The organism is Streptomyces sp. NPDC002386 (assembly GCF_053593175.1).
The window spans coordinates 548802-567216 of sequence record NZ_JBSFBX010000001.1 but is presented as its reverse complement, the minus strand read 5'-3'; the positions used below and the strand labels follow the sequence as shown (position 1 = coordinate 567216).

The following is an 18415-nucleotide window of genomic DNA, read 5'->3' as shown; positions in this document are numbered from 1 at the left end:
GTCTTGCGCCACATCTACCGCTGCCCGCTGCGCTGGGCGGACATGGACGCGTACGGCCACGTCAACAACGTGGTGTTCCTCCGCTATCTGGAGGAGGCCCGTATCGACTTCCTGTTCCGCCCGGACAAGGAGTTCAAGCAGGGGTCCGTGGTGGCGCGCCACGAGATCGACTACAAGCGGCAGCTCGTCCACCGGCACCACCCGGTGGACATCGAGCTGTGGGTCACCGAGATCCGGGCCGCGTCCTTCACCATCACCTACGAGGTGAAGGACGGGGACCTGGTCTACGTTCGGGCCTCCACCGTCATCGTGCCGTTCGACTTCGAGGCACAGCGGCCGCGCCGGATCACCCAGGAGGAGCGGGAGTTCCTCCAGGAGTACACGGACGCCGCCGAGAACGCGGAGACCCCGGGGGAGGCCGTCGCCGCATGACGGTCCTGCACCTCGCCGACGAGACGGAGGCGGCCGACCTCGCCGCCTTCCTCTCCCGGCTGCTCCACTACGACCGTGGAGCCGCGGTGCGCCTGCAGGCGGCCGGGACGGCGCTCGCCGTGTTCGGCCGGCCGCCGTCCTTCGAGGTGCTGACGATCCGCGCGGTGCGGCTCGCCAAGCCGTACGAGAACGGGCTCGACGTCACGCTCGACGTCACCGTCTCGGCCGGTGAGTTCCTGGAGTCAGTGGACGAGCGGGCCGCCACGGCCGCCGTACCGGCCGCCGTCACCGGACCGCCGTGGGCCGGCGTGCTGCCCCCGCGCGGCGGCTGGCGGCCCGAGCCGGGGCTGCCCGTGCCGGACGCGCTGCGCACGACGGTCGCCGCGGCCGTCGCCGAATTCCGTTCCCGCACGGAGGAGTTGGCGCCGGAGCGGCGCACCCGTGCGGAGCTGGACCGGATCGGGCGGGACATCTGGGCCCGGGAGGTCGGGAACACCCCGCTTCCGGTGCGGGCCGTGCACGCGGCCCAGTCCCTCGGCTTCCTGCGGCCCGGGGCCGGTGCGGCCGACACCGGGCTGTTCTCCTCCGGGGCGTGGCTGCGGCTGCGGACGCCCTACGGGTCCGTCGCGGTGCGGCGGGCGGGGCTCGGCACGCTGGGTGTCAGCGTGCGCTGAGGCGTGTGACGGGGGTCCGGGCGGCTCTCCGGGGCGTCGGGCGCCCAGGGGGCGGTGCCTGTCTCAGGTGCCTCCGGCTCCGGCTCCGGCTTCGACCGCGGTTTCCGATTCGGCTTCGGTTCCGGTTCCGGCTTCGACTGCGGTTTCCCATCCGGCTTCGGCTCCGGTTCCGGCTTCGACCGCGGTTTCCGATTCGGCTCCGGCTCGGTCCGGTCGCCGGCTGTTTCCCTGTGCGGTCACCTCCCGTCGCTGTCGTCCGGCCATACCCCGATGTGGTCCGGTTCCAGTTCCAGGGCCACGCGGTCGCGCATGTTCAGGGCCCGGGTGTACTCAGCGGGCAACTGGAGGCGGCCCGCGCGGTCGAGCATGGCGTACTCGCGGGCGACCACCGTCTCGTGGCCGGTCGTGGCGTCCACCTCGCTGCGGCGCAGCACCTCGGTGGAGGTACGGCCGTCCCGGATGGCCACCGTGCGGCGCACCTCGCCGGCCACCGCCTGGTCGTGGGTGACGATGACGATGGTGGTGCCCAGGGTCTCGTTCGCGGTGCGGAAGGCGTCGAAGATCTGCGCGCCGGTGTGCGAGTCGAGTTCACCGGTGGGTTCGTCGGCGAGCAGGACCGCGGGGGCGTTCGCGAGCGCCACGGCGATCGCGGCGCGCTGCTGCTGGCCGCCGGACATCTCGTGCGGGTGGCGGTCGCGGCAGTCGGCCACCTGCAGCAGGTCCAGCAGTTCCAGGGCTCGTTCGGCGCGGGCGCGGCGGCGCATGCGGGTACCGGAGAGCTGGAGCGGGAGGGCCACGTTCTGGGCCGCGGTGAGGTACGGCAGGAGGTTGCGGGAGGTCTGCTGCCAGACGAAGCCCACCACCTCGCGGCGGTAGGCGAGGCGGTCCTTCGCGGTCATGGTGAGCAGGTCGCGGCCGGCGACGTTCGCTCCGCCGGCGGTGGGGGTGTCCAGGCCGGCGAGGATGTTCATGAGGGTGGACTTGCCGCTGCCGGAGGCGCCCACCAGCGCCATCAACTCGCCCTCACGGACCAGGAGGTCGAGGCCCTGGAGGGCCTGGACCTCGATGCCGTCCGCGGAGAAGATGCGGACCAGGCGGTCGCACGTGATGAGGGCGTCGTGCCCGTAGGCGGGGCTGTCGCGGGACTCCGTGACGCGGGTGGTGAGGTCGGCGAGGGTGGTGTCTTCTGCCGTGGGGTCGGCTGTCATGGGGTCTCCTGCTCGGGTGCCCTGCGCTGCCGGGGGGGGCGGGGGTGTTTCGCGTGCCGGTGTCCGTGGGGTGCGCGGTGCCGGTGCGGGCCGAGGGGGTCTCGCTCGCCCGCGCTCGCGGGGTGCCTCCTCCACTCTTGGCTTCGCCGAGCGGGGACCGCCGTCGCCCACCCGTGCCGCCCCTGGCGGCACGCACACCCGCAGCTGCGTAGGCGTGCGTGCCAGCGGCTGCGTAGGCGTGCGTGCCAGCGGCTGCGTAGGCGTGCGTGCCAGCGGCCGGGAAGGCGCGCGTGCCCGCGGCTGCGTGGGCGCGCCCGCCCGCGGCCACCGGGGCGCGCCTGCCCGCGGCCGGCGCCGTCACTGGGGGTCTCCCGCCCGTAGTTCTCGGGCCGAGCTCCGGCGGGTGGTCCACCAGGCCTGGGTGACGGCGACTCCCGCCGCCAGGGCCACGACCGCGAGGGCCGGGAGGGTCAGGGACCAGGCGTCCGGGCGGAGGACGGCCCTGCCCACCGGGGTCTGGGACGAGGCGAGGGCGATGGTCGTCAGGTCGATGCCGGGGGAGAGGACGTGAATGGCGGCCCAGCCGGTCAGCGTGCCGCCGGCCGCGGCGAGGAGGGCCTGCGGGAGCGACTCCAGGACGAGGAGGCGGCGGCCCTGGGCCCGGGTGAGCCCCATGGTGCGCAGCCGGGCGAGGAGCGCGGCGCGTTCCGGGGCCGCCCGCAGCAGCGCGAGGAGCAGGGCGAGCACGGCGAGGCCGGCGCCCGCCGCCACCGCCGCCGTGTAGACGTGCCCGGCGCCGCTCTGCAGGGGCGAGTCGGCGTATCCGGCGCGCTCCTCGGTGAGGAGCCGGACCGTGGCCGAGGCGGGGGCCGTGCGGCGCAGCGCCGCGGCGTCCGGGCGGGCACCGGTCAGCAGCAGCGTCGTCGGCCGGGCGGCGGACGACGGTAGCCCGGCGCGGTCCACGACCAGGAAGTCTCCGGCGGGCGCCGCCGGGGTGCGGTCGCGGACGGCGGTGATGAGGACGGTGATCGTGCTGCCGTCCGTGAGCCGCACCAGGAAGGGCCGCCGGATGCCGTAGTTCCGTGCGACGGCCCGGGAGGCGACGGCCGGGACCGAGTGCGCGTCCGAACCCTTCAACTGCCCTGCCGTGACGGCGCCGAGGCCGGTACGGGCCGTCAGCTCGGCGTACGCGGGCGGGTCCACGCCCACCAGCGGCACGGTGGCCACGCCGTCCGTCGGGGTCGCCTCGTAGGTGATGGCCGCCGGGGTCACCCCGCGCACCCCGGGCAGGGCGCGGACCCGGGCGGCCAGGCCGTCCGGCAGCGCGGTGGCCGAGTCCAGGCGGGCGTCGGCCCCGACGGTGAGCAGGGCCGCGTGGTCCCGGGCCTCGGCCACGCCCGCCAGGACGGAGCCGCCGAAGGCCGCCGTGGTCAGAGCGGTCAGCAGGGCCAGCAGCGGCAGCACCGAGGAGGCGCGGGTGCGGGCGGCGCGGGCCAGGGACAGCGGGGCCACCGCGCCCCGCAGCCGGCCGGCCGGGCGGGCCAGGCGGCGCAGCAGCAGCGGGTAGAGACGGAGCAGCAGCAGGGCCGCGATGACGCCGGTCAGTACCGGTGCCAGGGACACCAGCCGGCCTGCCGAGGCGCCCCTGTCGCGCAGGGTGGCCACCGCCCCGGCCGCCAGTGCCAGCAGGGTCAGTTCGGCGACCGTGCGGCGGCGGGAGGGGCGCACCGAGGCCATGTCCTCCCGGGGGCCCGTCAGCCGCACCGAGCGGTGGGCGAGCACGGCGTGCAGCGGGAGGGCGGCGCAGGCTGCCAGGGTGACGGTGAGGGCGGCGGCGACGGCGTACCCGGCGCGGGCGCCCGGGAGGAGGACGAGTGCCGCCGTGAGGCCCAGCGCCCCGGCCGGCACGGCGACCACGGCGGTCTCGGCCAGCAGCCGGCCGGTGAGGCCGGGCAGGGAGACGCCTCGGGCGCGCAGCAGGGCGAGCTCGGCACGGCGCCGGTCGGCGGCCAGGCCGCCCGCCATGAGCAGGACGACGGCGGCGACCGTGGCGGTGCCGGCGGCGGCCACCCCGACCAGGGGGGAGATGCCCGACCGCAGCCGTCCGAAGGCGACGGCCACGTCGTCCAGACCGGAACTCACGTCCAGGTCCGGATCGGTGAGGGAGCGGGCCCGCCGCAGGCCCGGGCCGGACTCCAGCGACGCGACGCCGGACCGCAGCCGGTCCAGCCCATGGGCCTGCCCGCCGCCGGTGTCCGGAGCGAAGTGCCAGTAGCGGAAGGGGTTCCTGCCGCTGCCCAGCACGGCGAGGGTGGCCTCCGGCGGGAGCAGGAGGGCGCCGTGCCAGTAGGTCTGCGGCGGGCCGGGCTCGGGCAGCCGTTCCAGCGCGGGCGTGCGCAGCAACGGCACCGTCGACCAGTAGGCGCCGGCCGGGTCGCGCGGGGCGAGGATTCCGGTGATCCGGACGGAGAGGGGGCCGCCGAACCTGGGCACGTGGATGACCGAACCCGGCTTGATGTGCAGGGTTTTGGCGGTGGCGGCGGAGACGGCGGCCTCGGCCTCGTCCCCGTCCGGCCGGGCCGGGGCCCGGGGCAGCCGGCCCGCGCTGACGCGGGCGTGTCCGGCCAGGCCGCTCTGCGCGACCAGCGTGACCTTGGCGGGCAGGCCGGTCGGGCGGGGGAGCCACGGTTCGAGCACCGCGGTGCTGTCGTCGGTGGAGGTGCCGTAAGCCGACTGGGCGCGGTCGACGGGCACCGAACCGTCCACCACGGGCAGCAGTTTCCCGAACTGCCGCTCGAGGACCTCGGGGCTGAACGAGACGTCCAGGTCCTCACCCAAGACGCCGCCCTCCGGTATCGGCGCGGTCGCCCTCAACGTGGTGCGCTCGGGGCCCGCCTGGGCGAGGGAGTGGCGCAGGCCCGCGTCCTCGTACCGGTCCACCGCGCGCGGCAGCGCTCCGGCCAGGCAGGCGGTCAGCACGACCAGCAGCGCGAGCGCCAGCGCGGCACCGGGAGCGGCCCGCAGCCGGGTCCGCACCCAGGGCGCGACCACGGCCGGTACGGAACGCACGTCACTCACCCCCCTGTTCACGCAGTGCCCGGGCCGGATCGGCCCGGCGCAGGGCCGTCACCACGGCCACCGCCAGCGGCGCGGCGGCGACGCCCGCCAGCAGCAGCGCCACCTGTCCGGGCGGCAGCAGCACCAGCAGCCCGGGTACCGGCCGGGTGGCCTCGCCGGTCAGCACGATCAACGGCAGTACTCCACGGGCCAGTACGGTGCCCAGGACGGCGCCCACCACGAGGGCCAGGCCCACCAGCACGGCGAGTTCGGCGGCGACCGTCCGGGCCAGCCGGCGGCGCGGGGCGCCGAGGGCGCGCAGTACCGCGAAGTCCGCCTCGCGTGCCCGCAGCGAACCGGCGGCGCCCACCGCGAAGCCGACCGCGGCGAGCGCGGCGGCCACCACGGCGGCCGCGGTGAACGCGGCCGTGGGTCCGGCGCCGAAGGGGTCCTCGCGCAGCTCGGCGGCGATCTCGTCGCGGACCACCACCTGTTCCGGGTCGACGTCCGGCAGCGCCCGGACCGAGGCGGCCACCCGAGCCGCGTCACCGGGCGCGGTCCGCAGCCACCACTCGTCGGGGGTGGCGTTCTCCCCGTACCGCGCCTGCAGCGCCCGGTTCGCGGCGCGCAGGTCGACCAGCACCGCGCCGCCGTCGTGCTCGGCGGCGGCCGGGGTTCCGGTGGTGGGCAGCGCCCGTACCGACCGGACGATCCGCACCGGCAGGCTCTCGCCGCCGACGGTGACGTCCAGGCGCTGCCCGGTGCGGGCGCCGGCCGAGGTCAGGAACCGGTCGGTCGCGACGGCCCGCACCTCGGGCGGCGCGGGCCGTGCCACCTGGAGCCGCACGGACAGCGAGGCGACCGTCCACATGTCGGCGTCGGGCAGGTAGCCGGTGCCGTAGGAGAAGGCCAGGGGGCGGGTGGAGACGGTCCGGGGCCGGGCGGGGTCGGTGCGCGGGGACGGGACGGCCGCGCCGCCGGTCTCCACGGCCGTGGTCCAGGACGCCGGCAGGGTGATCGGGTGCCGGGTCCCGTCGGTGCCCTCGGCGGTGAGGTCGCGGACCGTGAACCGGTGCCGCTCGGCGCGCTCGGCGGGCTGGGGCATGTCGAGCCGGAGCCCGGTCAGCAGGGCCGGGCCGTCGGCGGAGCCGAGGCCGAGGACGAGGGTGTGGGGGCGGCCGTCGGCGGGCAGCAGCCCGGCCGGCAACGAGTACGGCACTCCGGCCGCGTCCTCCAGCCGGACCGTGACCTCGGCGGTCGTCCCGGGTCCGGTGGAGCTGCGCAGGCTCGCCGTCAGCCGCAGCCGGGCGGTGTGGGCCGGCACCCGGGCCCCCACGGGGGAGTCCTCGGGCGTCAGCCCGGCCAGCAGCTCCGGCACGGGTTCGTCGGCGAGGTCCGGGCGCATCAGCAGCGCGTTCGCCGCGTGCGCGGTGTCCAGGGCCAGCACGGTCGCCGTACGGTCACCGGACAGGCCCTGCTCGCCGCGTGCGACGGGCACCGCCCCGCGGACCCGCGGCAGGGCCGCGTAGGCCTCCGTGCGCCCGAGTCCGCCCTGCCCGGCGTCCAGCACCCGCACCGGTGCCCCCGCGCGGAAGTCGGCCTGGTCGTCCTGCGAGCGGTTCCAGGAGGCACCCTGACCGATGGCCAGCATGCCGAGCGCGACGGCGAGCACCAGCAGCAGCACGGGTCCCGCCGCGCGCGCGGTGCGGCGGCTGAACTGCCAGCCGGCCAGCGCCGCCGGCAGCCCCCGCCCGGCCGCCGCCCACCGTTCCGCGAGCCGTGCCACCGGCGGCAGCAGCCGCAGCGTCAGCACGGTTCCGGCGAGCAGCGCCAGCGCGGGCGCGGCGACCAGCAGCGGATCCACGCCGAGCGACCCCGACCGGTCGGTGGCGAGGCCCCCCGAGCCCTGCTGGTGCACCTGCCAGTACGCGACGCCGGCCACGGCGAGCAGGCCCAGGTCGGCGCCCGCGCGGAGCGGGGTGGGGACGAGGCCGCCGCCCGCGCGGCGCGGCCGGGCACCGCGCGGGCCCGCCGAACGGCGCCCGCGAAGGCGGACGCGCGGTCGGTGCGTCCGGCCGGACTCCGCGCCGCGCCGCCCGCGACGTCCGGACGGTTCCTCGCCGGTGCCCGTCAGCGCCGGGAGGGTCACCGTCAGCGCGCAGCCCAGGGCCACCGCCACCGCCACCAGCCACACCCCGGGGCTCCCGGCGGGCGGGAGGTCGAGACGCAGATCGAGACGGGCCAGCGGGCCGTGGGCGGTGAGCAGGGTGGTGAGCGGTCCGGCGAGGAACGGCGCACAGAGGGCCGCGGGGAGGGCGAGCAGCAGGGACTCGGCCCCGGCGAGGGCCGCGATCCGGGGGCGGGACGCGCCGCGCGCCCTCAGCAGCCTGGTCCCGGCGGCCCGTTCGGCGCTCAGCAGCCGGGCCACCAGCAGCAGCGCGTACCCGCCGAGCAGCACCAGCTGGAGCGCGACGATCAGCAGGGTGGAGCGGGCGACGAGCAGCGAGCGGTCGATGCGGTCCAGCACGTCCGGCAGGGAGGTCGTCACCGCCGTCGCCCCGCGCAGGGCGGTGGCCTTGCGCAGCCGCCCGCTTCCCGTCCCCACGGCCTCGCGCAGTTCCCCCGTGCGCCCGGTCGTCATCGTGTCGAAGCCGGCCGACGCCAGCCAGGACGTACCGCCGGTGCTCACCCGCCCGGCGGCGAGGACCGAGGGATCGGCGAGCAGCGGACCGTACGTGGTGAAGCCGGCCTTCTTCACACCGCGGCCGAGCAGGTCGTCTAGCCGCCAGTACGGCGCGCTCGTGGTGCTGGGCCGGTACAGCCCGGTGACGCGCACCCGGACCCGGCCCTCGCCGAGCCGGTCGGCCAGGGTGAGGCGGTCGCCGGGCCCGAGCCCGAGCGCCCGGGCGGCGGTCTGCGGGACGGCCACCTCGATCTCGCCGGTCGTCCGCCCCGGGAGCCGTCCGGCGGTGGGCCGCACCTGGGTGTGGTCCAGGGCCGCGAAATAGGTCAGGTCCGGGTCGCCCGAGCGCCGCGCGGCCGGCCGCAGGGACCGGGGCAGCGCGTACGGGCCGGAGCGGCGCAGCGTGCGCACGGTCACCGGCAGCCCGTCGAAGGTCCTCCGGGCGCCCTCGCGTACGGCGGCGTCGGCGGCGGCCCGCTCCCCGACGGGGACGTCGGCCTTGACGACAAGCGCCGTGGCGGAGCCGTTGCGCGGGTCGTTCAGGACATGGCGCAGCGCGGCGTCCCCGATCGCGCCGGAGTAGGCCGTGAGCGTGGCCAGCACGGCGGTGGTCAGCAGCACCGTGAGCAGGGCGGAGCCGAGCAGCAGGCGGTGTGCCCGCGCGCGTGAGACGACGAACCCCGTCACCCGACCCCCGTGTCGTCCGGACTTCCGCAAGCGCTCTGTCGATCTCGGGTGATGCTCGCAGAGGGGACCGGTCGCGGGTAACCGGTTGCCGACCGGTCTATACCGGATCGTGACCGGAATGCGGCGCCGAACGACCGGAATTCGGGGTTCAGTTGGTCATTCGGGGGTGTTGATCATCGACTGCGCCGCGTACGTCAGGTAGTTCCACAGCGTCCGCTCGTGCTCCTCGGCCAGGCCCAGCTCGTCGACGGCGACCCGCATGTGCTTCAGCCAGGCGTCGTGCGCGGCGCGGTTCACGGTGAACGGCACGTGCCGCATGCGCAGCCTCGGGTGGCCGCGGTTCTCGCTGTAGGTGGTGGGGCCGCCCCAGTACTGCATGAGGAACAGGGTCAGCCGCTCCTCGGCCGGGCCCAGGTCCTCCTCCGGGTACATCGGCCGCAGCAGCGGGTCCCCGGCGACCCCCTCGTAGAAACGGTGGACGAGCCGGCGGAAGGTCTCCTCCCCACCGACCTGCTCGTAGAACGTCTGCTCCTGAAGCGTGCCGCGCCGAATCTCATTCACCCGTCCATGGTCTCAGACCCGGTGACTTGGGACTCCAGGCCCAGGGCCCCGTCCGCCCGGGCCTCCCGGGCGCCTCGCGCCCCTACTGTGGGGGTATGGGCGCCTACGACACCGGGATCGAACGTCTGGCCACCGTGGCGCGGGCCGCGATGGTGCGGGAGATCGACGCCGAGGGGGCCTGGGACGAGGACCCGGTGTGGCGGGAGGCGTTCGCGACGGTGCCCCGGCACCTGTTCGTGCCGTACTACTACGTCGGGGTCAGGGGCGGCTACGAACGCCGCTGGGGCCAGAACCCGGACCCCGAGGCCCGGGAGCGCTGGGTGCGCGGCGCCTACGACGACACCCCGCTGGCGACCCGGCTGCGCGACGGCGAACTGCTCTCGTCCAGCAGCCAGCCCTCCCTGATGGCGCTGATGCTGGCCGCGCTGCGCGTGGAGGACGGCGACCGGGTCCTGGAGGTGGGCGCCGGCACCGGCTACAACGCCGCCCTGCTCGCCCACCGGCTGGGCGACGACGGCCTCGTCACCACCGTCGACCTCGACCCGGAGATCACCGAGTCGGCCCGGCAGCACCTGGCCGCGGCCGGGTACCGCCCGGCCGTCGTCACCGGCGACGGCGCGCGGGGGGTGCCGGAGCGGGCGCCCTTCGACCGGATCATCGCCACCTGCGGGCTGCCCACGGTGCCGGGCGCCTGGCTCGTCCAGTGCCGGCCCGGAGGCCGGATCCTGACCCCGCTGGCCACCGGCCTGCTCGCCCTCACCGTCCGCGACCCCGGGCACGCCGAGGGCCGCTTCCTGCCGACGGCCGCCTACTTCGTGCCGCTGCGCGGCGCGGGCCGGGCGGAACCGGAGGCGGTGTCCCTGGACGGGCTGCCGGGCCGGGCCCGCGAGCAGGAGCCGTTCCGCTTCCTGCTCGACCTGACCCGGGGCGCGCTGGACCCGCGGGAGGCCCACGCGCTCTGGGAGCGCGAGGGCTGCCCCGACCGTGAGCGCTACGGCGTCACGGTCGGCGACGGACACACCCGGGCCTGGCTGGACGACCCGGCGGGGCCGTACGTCTGGCCCCTCCCGTGAGGTGCCTCAGCCCCTGCGGACGGTGATCGTCGTCCAGGCGCCCACGTGCACCCGGTCGCCGTCCTGCAGCGGCACCGGCACGAACGGCTGGATCGGCTCGTCGGAGCCGTTGACCGTGGTGCCGTTCGTCGAGTTCTGGTCGACGACCGCCCAGTTGCCGTCCGGCTGCTGCACCAGCACCGCGTGCTGGTGCGAGACGCCCGGGTCCTCCGGCGGCACCGACAGGTCGATGTCGGGGGTGTCGCCGGTGGAGTGCCGGCGGCGGCCGATGGTGACCTGGTTGCCGCTGAGCGTGCGCTGCTGCTCGGGCGAGTATGCGGGCAGGTTCAGGCCCGCGGCCTCGGGGCCGGAGCGCTGCATCATCGCCATGAAGTAGTCGCGGTCCGGGCCGATGGTCGCGGTCCAGGTGGCCGGACCCTGCGGACCCTGCGGGCCCTGCGGGGCCTGCGGGAAGCCGTGACCGGGCGGTGCCTGGGTGGCGCCGGGCTGCGGGTAGCCGTAGCCGCCGCCGGGGCCGTTCGGGCCGCCGGGGCCGCCGGGGCCGCCGGACGGCGGGGAGATCACCCAGTCGTCCTCGCCGCCGCCGAAGGGGCCGCCACCGGCCGGGGGCCGGCCGGTCTCCTGCGGGAAGGCGGGTGCGCCGGGCTGCTGGAAGGCCTGCGGCGGACCGCCGGCCGGACCGCCGGGACCCGCGGGCGGGGTCGGACCGGGCGGGGGCGGCACGGGACGCGAGGGGTCCCCGCCGAAGCCGGACGGGCCGGGGCCGCCGGGCTCACGGCCGAAGGGCGGCGGGCCGCCCGGGCCACCGGGACCGCCACCGAAGCCGGAAGGACCACCCGGACCGCCGGGACCGCCCGGGCCCTGCTGCCCCGGTACGCCGCCGAACGGCTGCTGACCGGCGGGCGGCCGCCCGCCGCCGAAGCCGGACGGGCCGCGCTCACCGGCGAACGGCGTCGGACCCGACGGCTCGCTGCCGAAGGACGGGATCGGCTCGGCGGGCCGGTTCACCTGGGAGGGACGCGAGCCCTGGTACTCGTACGAGTCACCGCCGCCGTACGTCGCGCTCGGCGGCTCGAAGCGGGGCTGCGGCGGGCGCGGGGCGGCCGGGGTGTAGGACGTGGCCGTGTTGGTCAGGAAGTTCCACCGGCACTCCTCGCAGAACGGGGCGCCGCCCTCACGGGGCGTACGGCACTGCGGGCACAGCTCCGGCTCGTGGCCGGGCGGGCGGCCGCCGGTCTGCGCGCCCTGCGGCGGGAAGCCGTAGCCGCCGCCGGGCGGGGGCGGCGGAGGGGGCGGGGGTACGGCACCGGCCATGCGGTGACCGCAGACCTCGCACCAGTCGTCGGAACCCGACTGGTGTCCGTTCGGGCAGGTCGGCATGTCGGCGCTTCCCCTTCTCCTGAGGGTCCTCCGGTACGTCCGGATCTCTTCTGGCTGTCCCGCGGTCTCCCGCGGGTCACTTCTTTACACGAACAGTCTTCGTGGACCGGGTCTCGAGGGTCATCTCGTCGGCCTCCGCGACCTTCGTCTTCAACCGCACAGTACCTGTCGCGGCGTCGACCACGTCCACCACCTTCGAAAGGAGTTTCGCGGTATCCGCGTTGCCCGAGACGCTCGCGAGCTGAACGGCACGCCCCAGTTTGGCCGTTGCGCGCTCGAAATCGCCCGCTTTGCGAAGGTCCAGACCCTGCTGGATGGCCTGGGCCAGCTCGGCCTGCCCGGTGTAGTGGGCGACCTGGGGGTTGATCGAGGTGGAGGCCGCCATGTCGTCGGTCCACACCGCCCTGACCAGCCCCTGACCGCCGAGGTTCCGCACCTGCCCGTCCGGCTGCGGCACGACCAGGGAGATCCGGGCGGCCAGCATCTCCTGGCCGAGACCGGCCGCCGGGACCTCCACGCACAGGTGGTAGTCGCGGGACTCGTCGCCCCAGGAGCCGGTGGGATAGTCCCCGGCCCGCGGTCCCGCCTCGGTGCGGCGGCCCGTCAACTCCTCGACGGCGGGCGCAACTTGCTTGACGAAACGGAGGTTCGCGCCGACCGGGGTCCACACCCGCAGGGCCACGTCGGCGACCTCCTTGCCCATCGCCGTCTCCATCATCCGCGTGAAGTCGGCGGCCAGCCCCGCCGGGTCGGCGACGATGTCGGCGGTGCCGAGCAGGGCGGAGGCGATGCCTGTGACTTCTTTCACTTCCCAGTCGGTGCCCACGCCACGCGCGTCACAGGTGAACCGTCCGGCGCACTCGTCCAGCGCCGCCCTCAGGTCCTGCGGCGACTCGTGCTCGTTGCGGCCGTCGGTCAGCAGGATGCCGTGCCGGATGGCCACGTCCGCCGAGGACAGCAGCCGGTCGGCGAGCCGCAGCCAGGTGCCGATGGCCGTGCCGCCGCCCGCGCCGAGCCGGCGCAGCGCCTGCTTGGCCTGCTCGCGCGTGGTGGCGTCGGCGACCGCGAGCCGCCCGCCGCCCGGATAGACCTCCTTGGCCACGTGCGTGCCGCCGACCACCGCGAAGTGCGTCCCGTCGCGCAGGGTGTCGACCGCGGCGGCCGTGGCGTCCCGGGCGTTGCGCATCTTGGCCGGCGGATAGTCCATGGAGCCCGAGCAGTCGACCATGACGACGACGGCCGCCGAGGGCCCCTGGCCGGGCGCGTACAGGTGCGGGGCCGTGACGGCGCCGCCCACCGTGCCGCCGCCGGTGGCGGTCACGGTGACGATGGCGTTGACCTCACGGCCGCCCTCGGGCAGGTACTCGTTCTGGTAGACCTCGACCGAGAACTGCGGCACGTCCGGCTTGGCGAAATTGGCCATGGCTGTTCAGATCCCCCTGTTTACGCCCCGCTGACGCGAGGCGGTGCCGGTGAACGGACCGGTCCCCTCCGGTCCGCCGGGACTTCCCCGTGGTGGTGCGGCCTCAGGCCGATCCTGCCCCCTGCGGCGGCGTGGGGAACGGCACGACGGCCACTGTTACGTTGTCGTGGCCCCCGCCGTCCAGGGCGTGGCCGACCAGGACCCGGGCGCTGTGCAGCGGACGGGCCGCCGCGTCCGCGGGGAGGACCTCGGCCATCTCCTCGGCCGTCTCGGCGTAGTTCCACAGGCCGTCGGTGCACACCAGCACGACTCCGGGCCGGTCCGGCTTGAAGGCGGCGGTGTGCGGTTCCAGTTCGTAGGCGTCCGCGCCGAGCCAGCCGGTGATCGCGTGGGCGCGCTCGTCGGCGTACGCCTGCGCCTCGCTCATCAGGCCGGCCGCGACCATCTGCGCGGCCCAGGAGTCGTCCTCGGTGAGCCGGGCCGGGGGCGCGGAACGGTCGTCCGGCACCCAGTAGACACGGCTGTCGCCCACCCAGCCGACCACCAGCAGCCCGCCCGTGACGATCGCGCCGACGATGGTGCACGCCGGGGAGTTCTGGTGCGGGTCGTGCTCGCGCGCCGCCTCGGGCTCCTCCGCGAGGGAGTTGACGGCCTGTGCGGCGGCGACGATCGCCTCGTGCATCGCCGCCTGCGGGTGGGTGCCGTGCGGCAGGGCGGCCAGCAGGGTGTCCACGGCCGCCTGCGAGGCGGCCATCGACGCCTCGTCCGGCCGGGTCGCCGAGGACACGCCGTCGCACACGATGGCCAGCGCCGCCGGGGAGCCGTCGGGCAGCGCGGTGTGGGCGACGCCGAAGGCGTCCTCGTTGCGGTGGTGGCGCAGGCCCCGGTCGCTGACGGCGGCGACCGGACCCGACTCCCGCTCCATGCGGTCGCGTTCCTGGGGCTGGGCGTGCCCGCAGTTCTCGCAGTAGCCGTCGTCGTCCACCCGGCCGGCCCGGCAGGCCACGCAGACCTGCGCGGGATCGGCCGTGCCGGGAGCGGCGGCCGGACCGGCCGGCGCCGAGGACGGGACGGGACCGGCCGAGGCGCGCGGGTCGGGGGCCTGCAGCGGGTACTCGTCGGGCTCCGGTCGCCGGTCGAAGCGGACGCCGGGCGCGGCCGGTTCCTCGTGGTGCAGCGCGTTGCCGCCCGAGTCGGTGCCGGGCAGGTCGGTCGCCTCGTGCGCGGCCGGCTGCGTGCTGTCGGAGCCGGGCGGTTCGGGCGCGGGCCAGTCCACGCCGTCCCCGGGACCGGCGGAACCGGTCATGGTGAGGGTCGGGTGGTCCCGCGGCGCTGCGGGCACGACGGACAGGTCGTATCCGCACGCGCCGCAGAAGAGGTCACCCGACTCGAGCGGTTCGGCACAGCTCGGGCACTTCGTCAGTGCGGCCTGCTGGGGCATCTGCGACATCAACTACACCCACGTCCGGGGGCGGTAACGGTTGGCCCGTTCCACCAGCTCGATCCTCTCCTCGCCGCCGGGCGCCAGCCTGGCCAGCGTGCGGTACGCGCGTTCCAGGCCGAAGCGCAGGCCCCGTTCGTCCAGACCGCTGCCGAGCACCATCCGTCCGCCGGCGGCAGGCGGGACGGTGTCCCGGCCTGTGGAGAGTACCCAGTCCAGCGCGCTGCCGAGCACTTCGGCGGACAACTGCTCGCGGCGCGCCGGGTCCAGACCGTACGCGTCCAGCGCCTCGACCTGCCCGGCGGCGGCCGTCAGGTCGTCGAGGAACGGTACGTCGCCGGCGCTCGGTGTCCGCCCGCGCAGCCGGGCCCGGACGGCGGCGACCCGGGCGGCCGTGCAGTGGACGGACGACTCGGGCACCGACTCCAGGGTGTCCACGGCGCCGCGCCGGTCACCGGCCGCCAGCCGCACCCGGGCCAGCCCGAAGGCGGCGCTGACGAAGCTCGGGTCGGTCGACCACACCAGGCGGTAGTACTCGGCCGCGTTGTCCAACTGGCCCAGCACCTCGGCGCACAGACCGAGCGCCAGCTTGGGGGCCGCCTCGCCGGGGAAGGCGTCGTAGATCGCGTCGAAGCCCAGCGCGGCACCTTCGAAGTCCCCGGTGGCCAGCGCGGCCACGCCCCGGTACCAGACCACCCGCCAGTCGTCCGGCCGTTCACCCTCCAGTTCGCGCAGGGCCGTGAGGGCGGCCGGATGGTCGCCGCTCTCCAGCCGGGCCCTGACCTGCCGCAGCCGCGACTCCACGCTCGGCGCGGGCGCCGCGTCCAGGGCGCTGATCAGCTCGGCCGGCGCGGACGCCATGAGCCCGGCCAGGAAACCGGCGTTGGGGTCGTTCGGGTCGACCAGCGGTACCGGCAGCGCCAGGGCCGCGGCGGGCGTGTCCACGGACCGGACGACGGCCGGCGCGGGCAGCGCGGGGGCCGGCACGGCACCGCGCGCCGGACGCGCCCCGAGCAGCGACACGTCCCCGTGCGCCCTGGGGAACAGCTCCGTGTCGACGACCTTCACCTCGGGCCCGAACAGCGTGGACAAGGCGGGTCTGGCCTGCCCGGACTGCAGGGAGACGACCTCGCGGAGCACGCCGGTCAGCTGCTCGGACATCTCCTGCGCGGAGGCGAACCGGCGGGCCGGGTCGGGGTCGGTGGCGCGGACGAGGAGCCGGTAGAAGGACTCGTAGCGGTGGAAGACCTCGATGTTGTCCGGGTCGGGCAGGGAGTCCACGAAGACGTTCGTGTAGCCCTGGAAGTCGAAGGCGAGGACGGCGAGCGTACGGCCCACCGTGTACAGGTCGCTGGCCACCGACGGGCCGACGTCCGCGACCTCCGGCGCCTGGTAGCCGACCGTGCCGTAGATCGCCGACTCGTCGTCGTCCATGCGGCGCACGGCACCCATGTCGATCAGCTTGAGCTGGTCCTCGGTCTGGATGGCGTTGTCGACCTTGAAGTCGCAGTACAGCAGGTTGCGGCTGTGCAGGTGGCCGAGCGCCTCCAGGGCCTCGATGCCGTACGCGCAGGCCTGCTCCACCGGCAGCGGGTCACGCCTGCCGTCGGGCGTGCGACGGGCGTTGGCGATCTCCTTCAGCGACTTGCCGCCGACGTACTCCATGACGATGTAGCCGTCGAGGGAGCCGGTGCGCTGGTCGAGGTGCTCGACGAAGTTGTAGATCCGCACGATGTTGGCGTGCTCGATCTCCGCGAGGAACCGCCGCTCGGAGATCGCGGCCGCCATCGCGTCCTGGTCGCCGGTGTCCAGCAGGCCCTTGAGCACGACCCATCGGTCGGACACGGCGCGGTCCACGGCGAGGTAGACCCAGCCGAGGCCGCCGTGCGCCAGACAGCCCGCGACCTCGTACTGGCCGTGCACGATGTCGCCGGACTTCAGCTTCGGCACGAACGAGTACGGGTGCCCGCACTTGGTGCAGAACCCCTCCGTGCGCCCCTGCCGCTCGCCCCGGGCGCGCCCCACCGGCGCCCCGCAGTCGGACCGCGAGCAGAACCGCTTGCGCTCGGGCACCTCCGGGTTCTCCAGCACCATCGCGCGCGGGTCGGGCCGCGGCACCTGCGGCACCGAGACCAGCCCGGCGCCGAGCCGTCCGCGGGTCGAGGTGCCGGAGGACGAGCCCGAGCTGCGCACCGACACCGAGCGGGCGCTCGAGCCGCCCGACAGGGAGCGCGACAGCCGCCCGGACACCGAGCGCCGCGACCGCGACGACTGCGAGGAGGTGCGTGAACTGCGGGAGCCGGTGCGGGAACCGCCGCTCGCCGCCGAGCCCCTAGTGACGCCCGTGGCCGGCGAGCCGACCATGCCTCCCGACGACACGACCGGGGCGAGGCCGCAGGTGTCGCAGTACAGCTCGCCGCCGCCGACGTCCTCGTAGGAGCCCTCGCAGCCGGGCCGCTGGCACGTCCGCTGTGCCTGACTCATGACGGTTCACCTCTACGGTCCTCGGGTCCGCCCTGACGGGGGACGCCCGGTGCGCCGAGCAGCTCGGCCGCCGCCTGCTGGTAGCGCAGTACGGCCTGTTCGGCGACGCGCAGGTCGCAGGGGGCGCTCCACAGCATGCGCCGGGCCGCGTCGTACCGCTCGACCAGCAGCGGGTCCTCGGCGAGGCCGTTGCGGGTGGTCTTCGCCCGGTACGCGTCCAGCCGTCCGCGCAGCTCGGCGCGGACCGCGAGCGGGGCGGTGACGGCGGTCAGCGACTCACGCGCCCGCAGCAGTTCGTCCTCGGCCTTCTGCTCCAGGGACTCCAGCAGCGGGGAGAGCCGGTGCCACTGCGCGTGCCGCCGGTACTCGGCGGCCGCGGCGAGCTGCTCCTGGAGCGCGGTCGGCGGCCCGCTGACCACCGGGACCTCGGTCGCGGCGATCTTCGCCAGCACCTCACCGCGCGCGGTGCGCGCCTCGGCGAGGGTGCGGTCCGCGCGGGAGAGCACGTCCCGCAGCCGGATCAGCCGCGCCTCCGCGTCCTGCCGGACCGTCAGCACCGCGTCGATCTCCCGCCGCACGTCCTCCAGGGCGCGCGCCTCGCGGTCGTACACCGTGGTGTCCGGGCGGCCGCCGCCGGGCGCCGAACTGCCCTCGGCCCGCACCCAGAAGGCGAGCGGGTCGGAGACCACGTCCGCGCGCAGCGCGGTCAGCGTGCGCGTGATGCGCTCCAGGTCGTCACCGGCCGGGTGCTCGCCCGGGCGGACGCCGACGGAGTGCGCGAGCCTGCGGGTGCGCTGGAGCTCCGCGGCGAGTAAATCGATCCGGGCGGGCAGGGCCGACCAGACCGCGTCGGCGGTGACGACGAGGTCGAGCGAGGACGCGTACAGCTCGTTCATCCGGTCGACCAGGGTGGTGAGCGAGAAGCTCTCGCTCAGCTTCGCGGCGGCCGTGGGGCCGGTGCCCCCGGGCACGGTGACGGACGCGCCGCGCAGCAGCTCGGTCAGCTCCGCCAGGTCCTCGCGGCTGGACCAGCGGCGCCGGGCGCGGATGTCCCGGGCGGAGCGCAGCGCCGCCGTGTAGGCGTCGAAGTACGCCCACAGCAGGGTGATCGACGCCTCCGCCGCCTGCCAGCGCTGCCGGGTGACGCCGGTCAGCTCGGCGCCTTCGAGGAGTCTGCGGCCCGCGTGGTCCTGGAGGGCGAGCAGCGAGGTCTCGATCGCCTCGTGCTCCGCGCCGAGCCGCGCCAGCGCACGGTCCACCTCGTCCCGGTCCATCACCGGCCCGGCGGGGTCCGTGACGCCCATCGATCACC

Annotated in this window: 12 protein-coding genes; 3 read left to right on the top strand and 9 right to left on the bottom strand. The window is 75.8% G+C overall.

Annotated elements, in window-relative coordinates; genetic code table 11:
* Positions 1-3 precede the first annotated feature (3 nt).
* Complete coding sequence (locus ACWCPN_RS02520) at positions 4-432, top strand: acyl-CoA thioesterase (protein ID WP_392291666.1); 429 nt, start codon at positions 4-6, stop codon at positions 430-432.
* Positions 429-1106, top strand: a complete 678-nt coding sequence (locus tag ACWCPN_RS02515; protein ID WP_199210583.1) for a hypothetical protein — start codon at positions 429-431, stop codon at positions 1104-1106. The genes ACWCPN_RS02520 and ACWCPN_RS02515 overlap by 4 nt, the downstream gene beginning before the upstream one ends.
* Positions 1107-1342: 236 nt before the next feature.
* On the opposite strand, the gene ACWCPN_RS02510 is transcribed toward ACWCPN_RS02515, so the two are convergent.
* From ACWCPN_RS02510 to ACWCPN_RS02495, 4 genes are all read right to left on the bottom strand, one after another.
* Positions 1343-2314 (bottom strand): ABC transporter ATP-binding protein, encoded by a 972-nt coding sequence (locus ACWCPN_RS02510; RefSeq protein WP_451201936.1) that lies wholly within the window; start codon positions 2312-2314, stop codon positions 1343-1345.
* Positions 2315-2671: 357 nt separating this feature from the next.
* Positions 2672-5383: an FtsX-like permease family protein gene (locus tag ACWCPN_RS02505; RefSeq protein WP_451201934.1), complete on the bottom strand. Its 2712-nt coding sequence runs from the start codon at positions 5381-5383 to the stop codon at positions 2672-2674.
* A 1-nt stretch (position 5384) separates the two neighbouring features.
* Entirely contained in the window at positions 5385-8741 is a 3357-nt protein-coding gene (locus ACWCPN_RS02500; protein ID WP_451201932.1) for an FtsX-like permease family protein, read from the bottom strand.
* 156 nt (positions 8742-8897) lie between these two features.
* Positions 8898-9302, bottom strand: a complete 405-nt coding sequence (locus ACWCPN_RS02495) for a globin (RefSeq protein WP_199210581.1) — start codon at positions 9300-9302, stop codon at positions 8898-8900.
* Between the two features lie 95 nt (positions 9303-9397).
* Here ACWCPN_RS02495 and ACWCPN_RS02490 point away from each other — a divergent pair, with 95 nt between their 5' ends.
* Entirely contained in the window at positions 9398-10375 is a 978-nt protein-coding gene (locus ACWCPN_RS02490; protein ID WP_451201930.1) for a methyltransferase domain-containing protein, read from the top strand.
* 6 nt (positions 10376-10381) lie between these two features.
* On the opposite strand, the gene ACWCPN_RS02485 is transcribed toward ACWCPN_RS02490, so the two are convergent.
* The 5 genes from ACWCPN_RS02485 to ACWCPN_RS02465 form a co-directional block, all read right to left on the bottom strand.
* Positions 10382-11755: an FHA domain-containing protein gene (locus ACWCPN_RS02485; RefSeq protein ID WP_451201928.1), complete on the bottom strand. Its 1374-nt coding sequence runs from the start codon at positions 11753-11755 to the stop codon at positions 10382-10384.
* Positions 11756-11831: 76 nt separating this feature from the next.
* Positions 11832-13178: a VWA domain-containing protein gene (locus ACWCPN_RS02480; protein WP_451201926.1), complete on the bottom strand. Its 1347-nt coding sequence runs from the start codon at positions 13176-13178 to the stop codon at positions 11832-11834.
* 103 nt (positions 13179-13281) lie between these two features.
* On the bottom strand, positions 13282-14628 hold the full coding sequence (locus ACWCPN_RS02475) for a PP2C family serine/threonine-protein phosphatase (protein WP_451201924.1): 1347 nt from the start codon (positions 14626-14628) through the stop codon (positions 13282-13284).
* Positions 14629-14631: 3 nt separating this feature from the next.
* Positions 14632-17103 (bottom strand): tetratricopeptide repeat protein, encoded by a 2472-nt coding sequence (locus tag ACWCPN_RS02470; RefSeq protein ID WP_451201922.1) that lies wholly within the window; start codon positions 17101-17103, stop codon positions 14632-14634.
* Positions 17100-18407, bottom strand: a complete 1308-nt coding sequence (locus ACWCPN_RS02465; RefSeq protein ID WP_451201920.1) for a hypothetical protein — start codon at positions 18405-18407, stop codon at positions 17100-17102. The genes ACWCPN_RS02470 and ACWCPN_RS02465 overlap by 4 nt, the downstream gene beginning before the upstream one ends.
* Between the last annotated feature and the right edge of the window lie 8 nt (positions 18408-18415).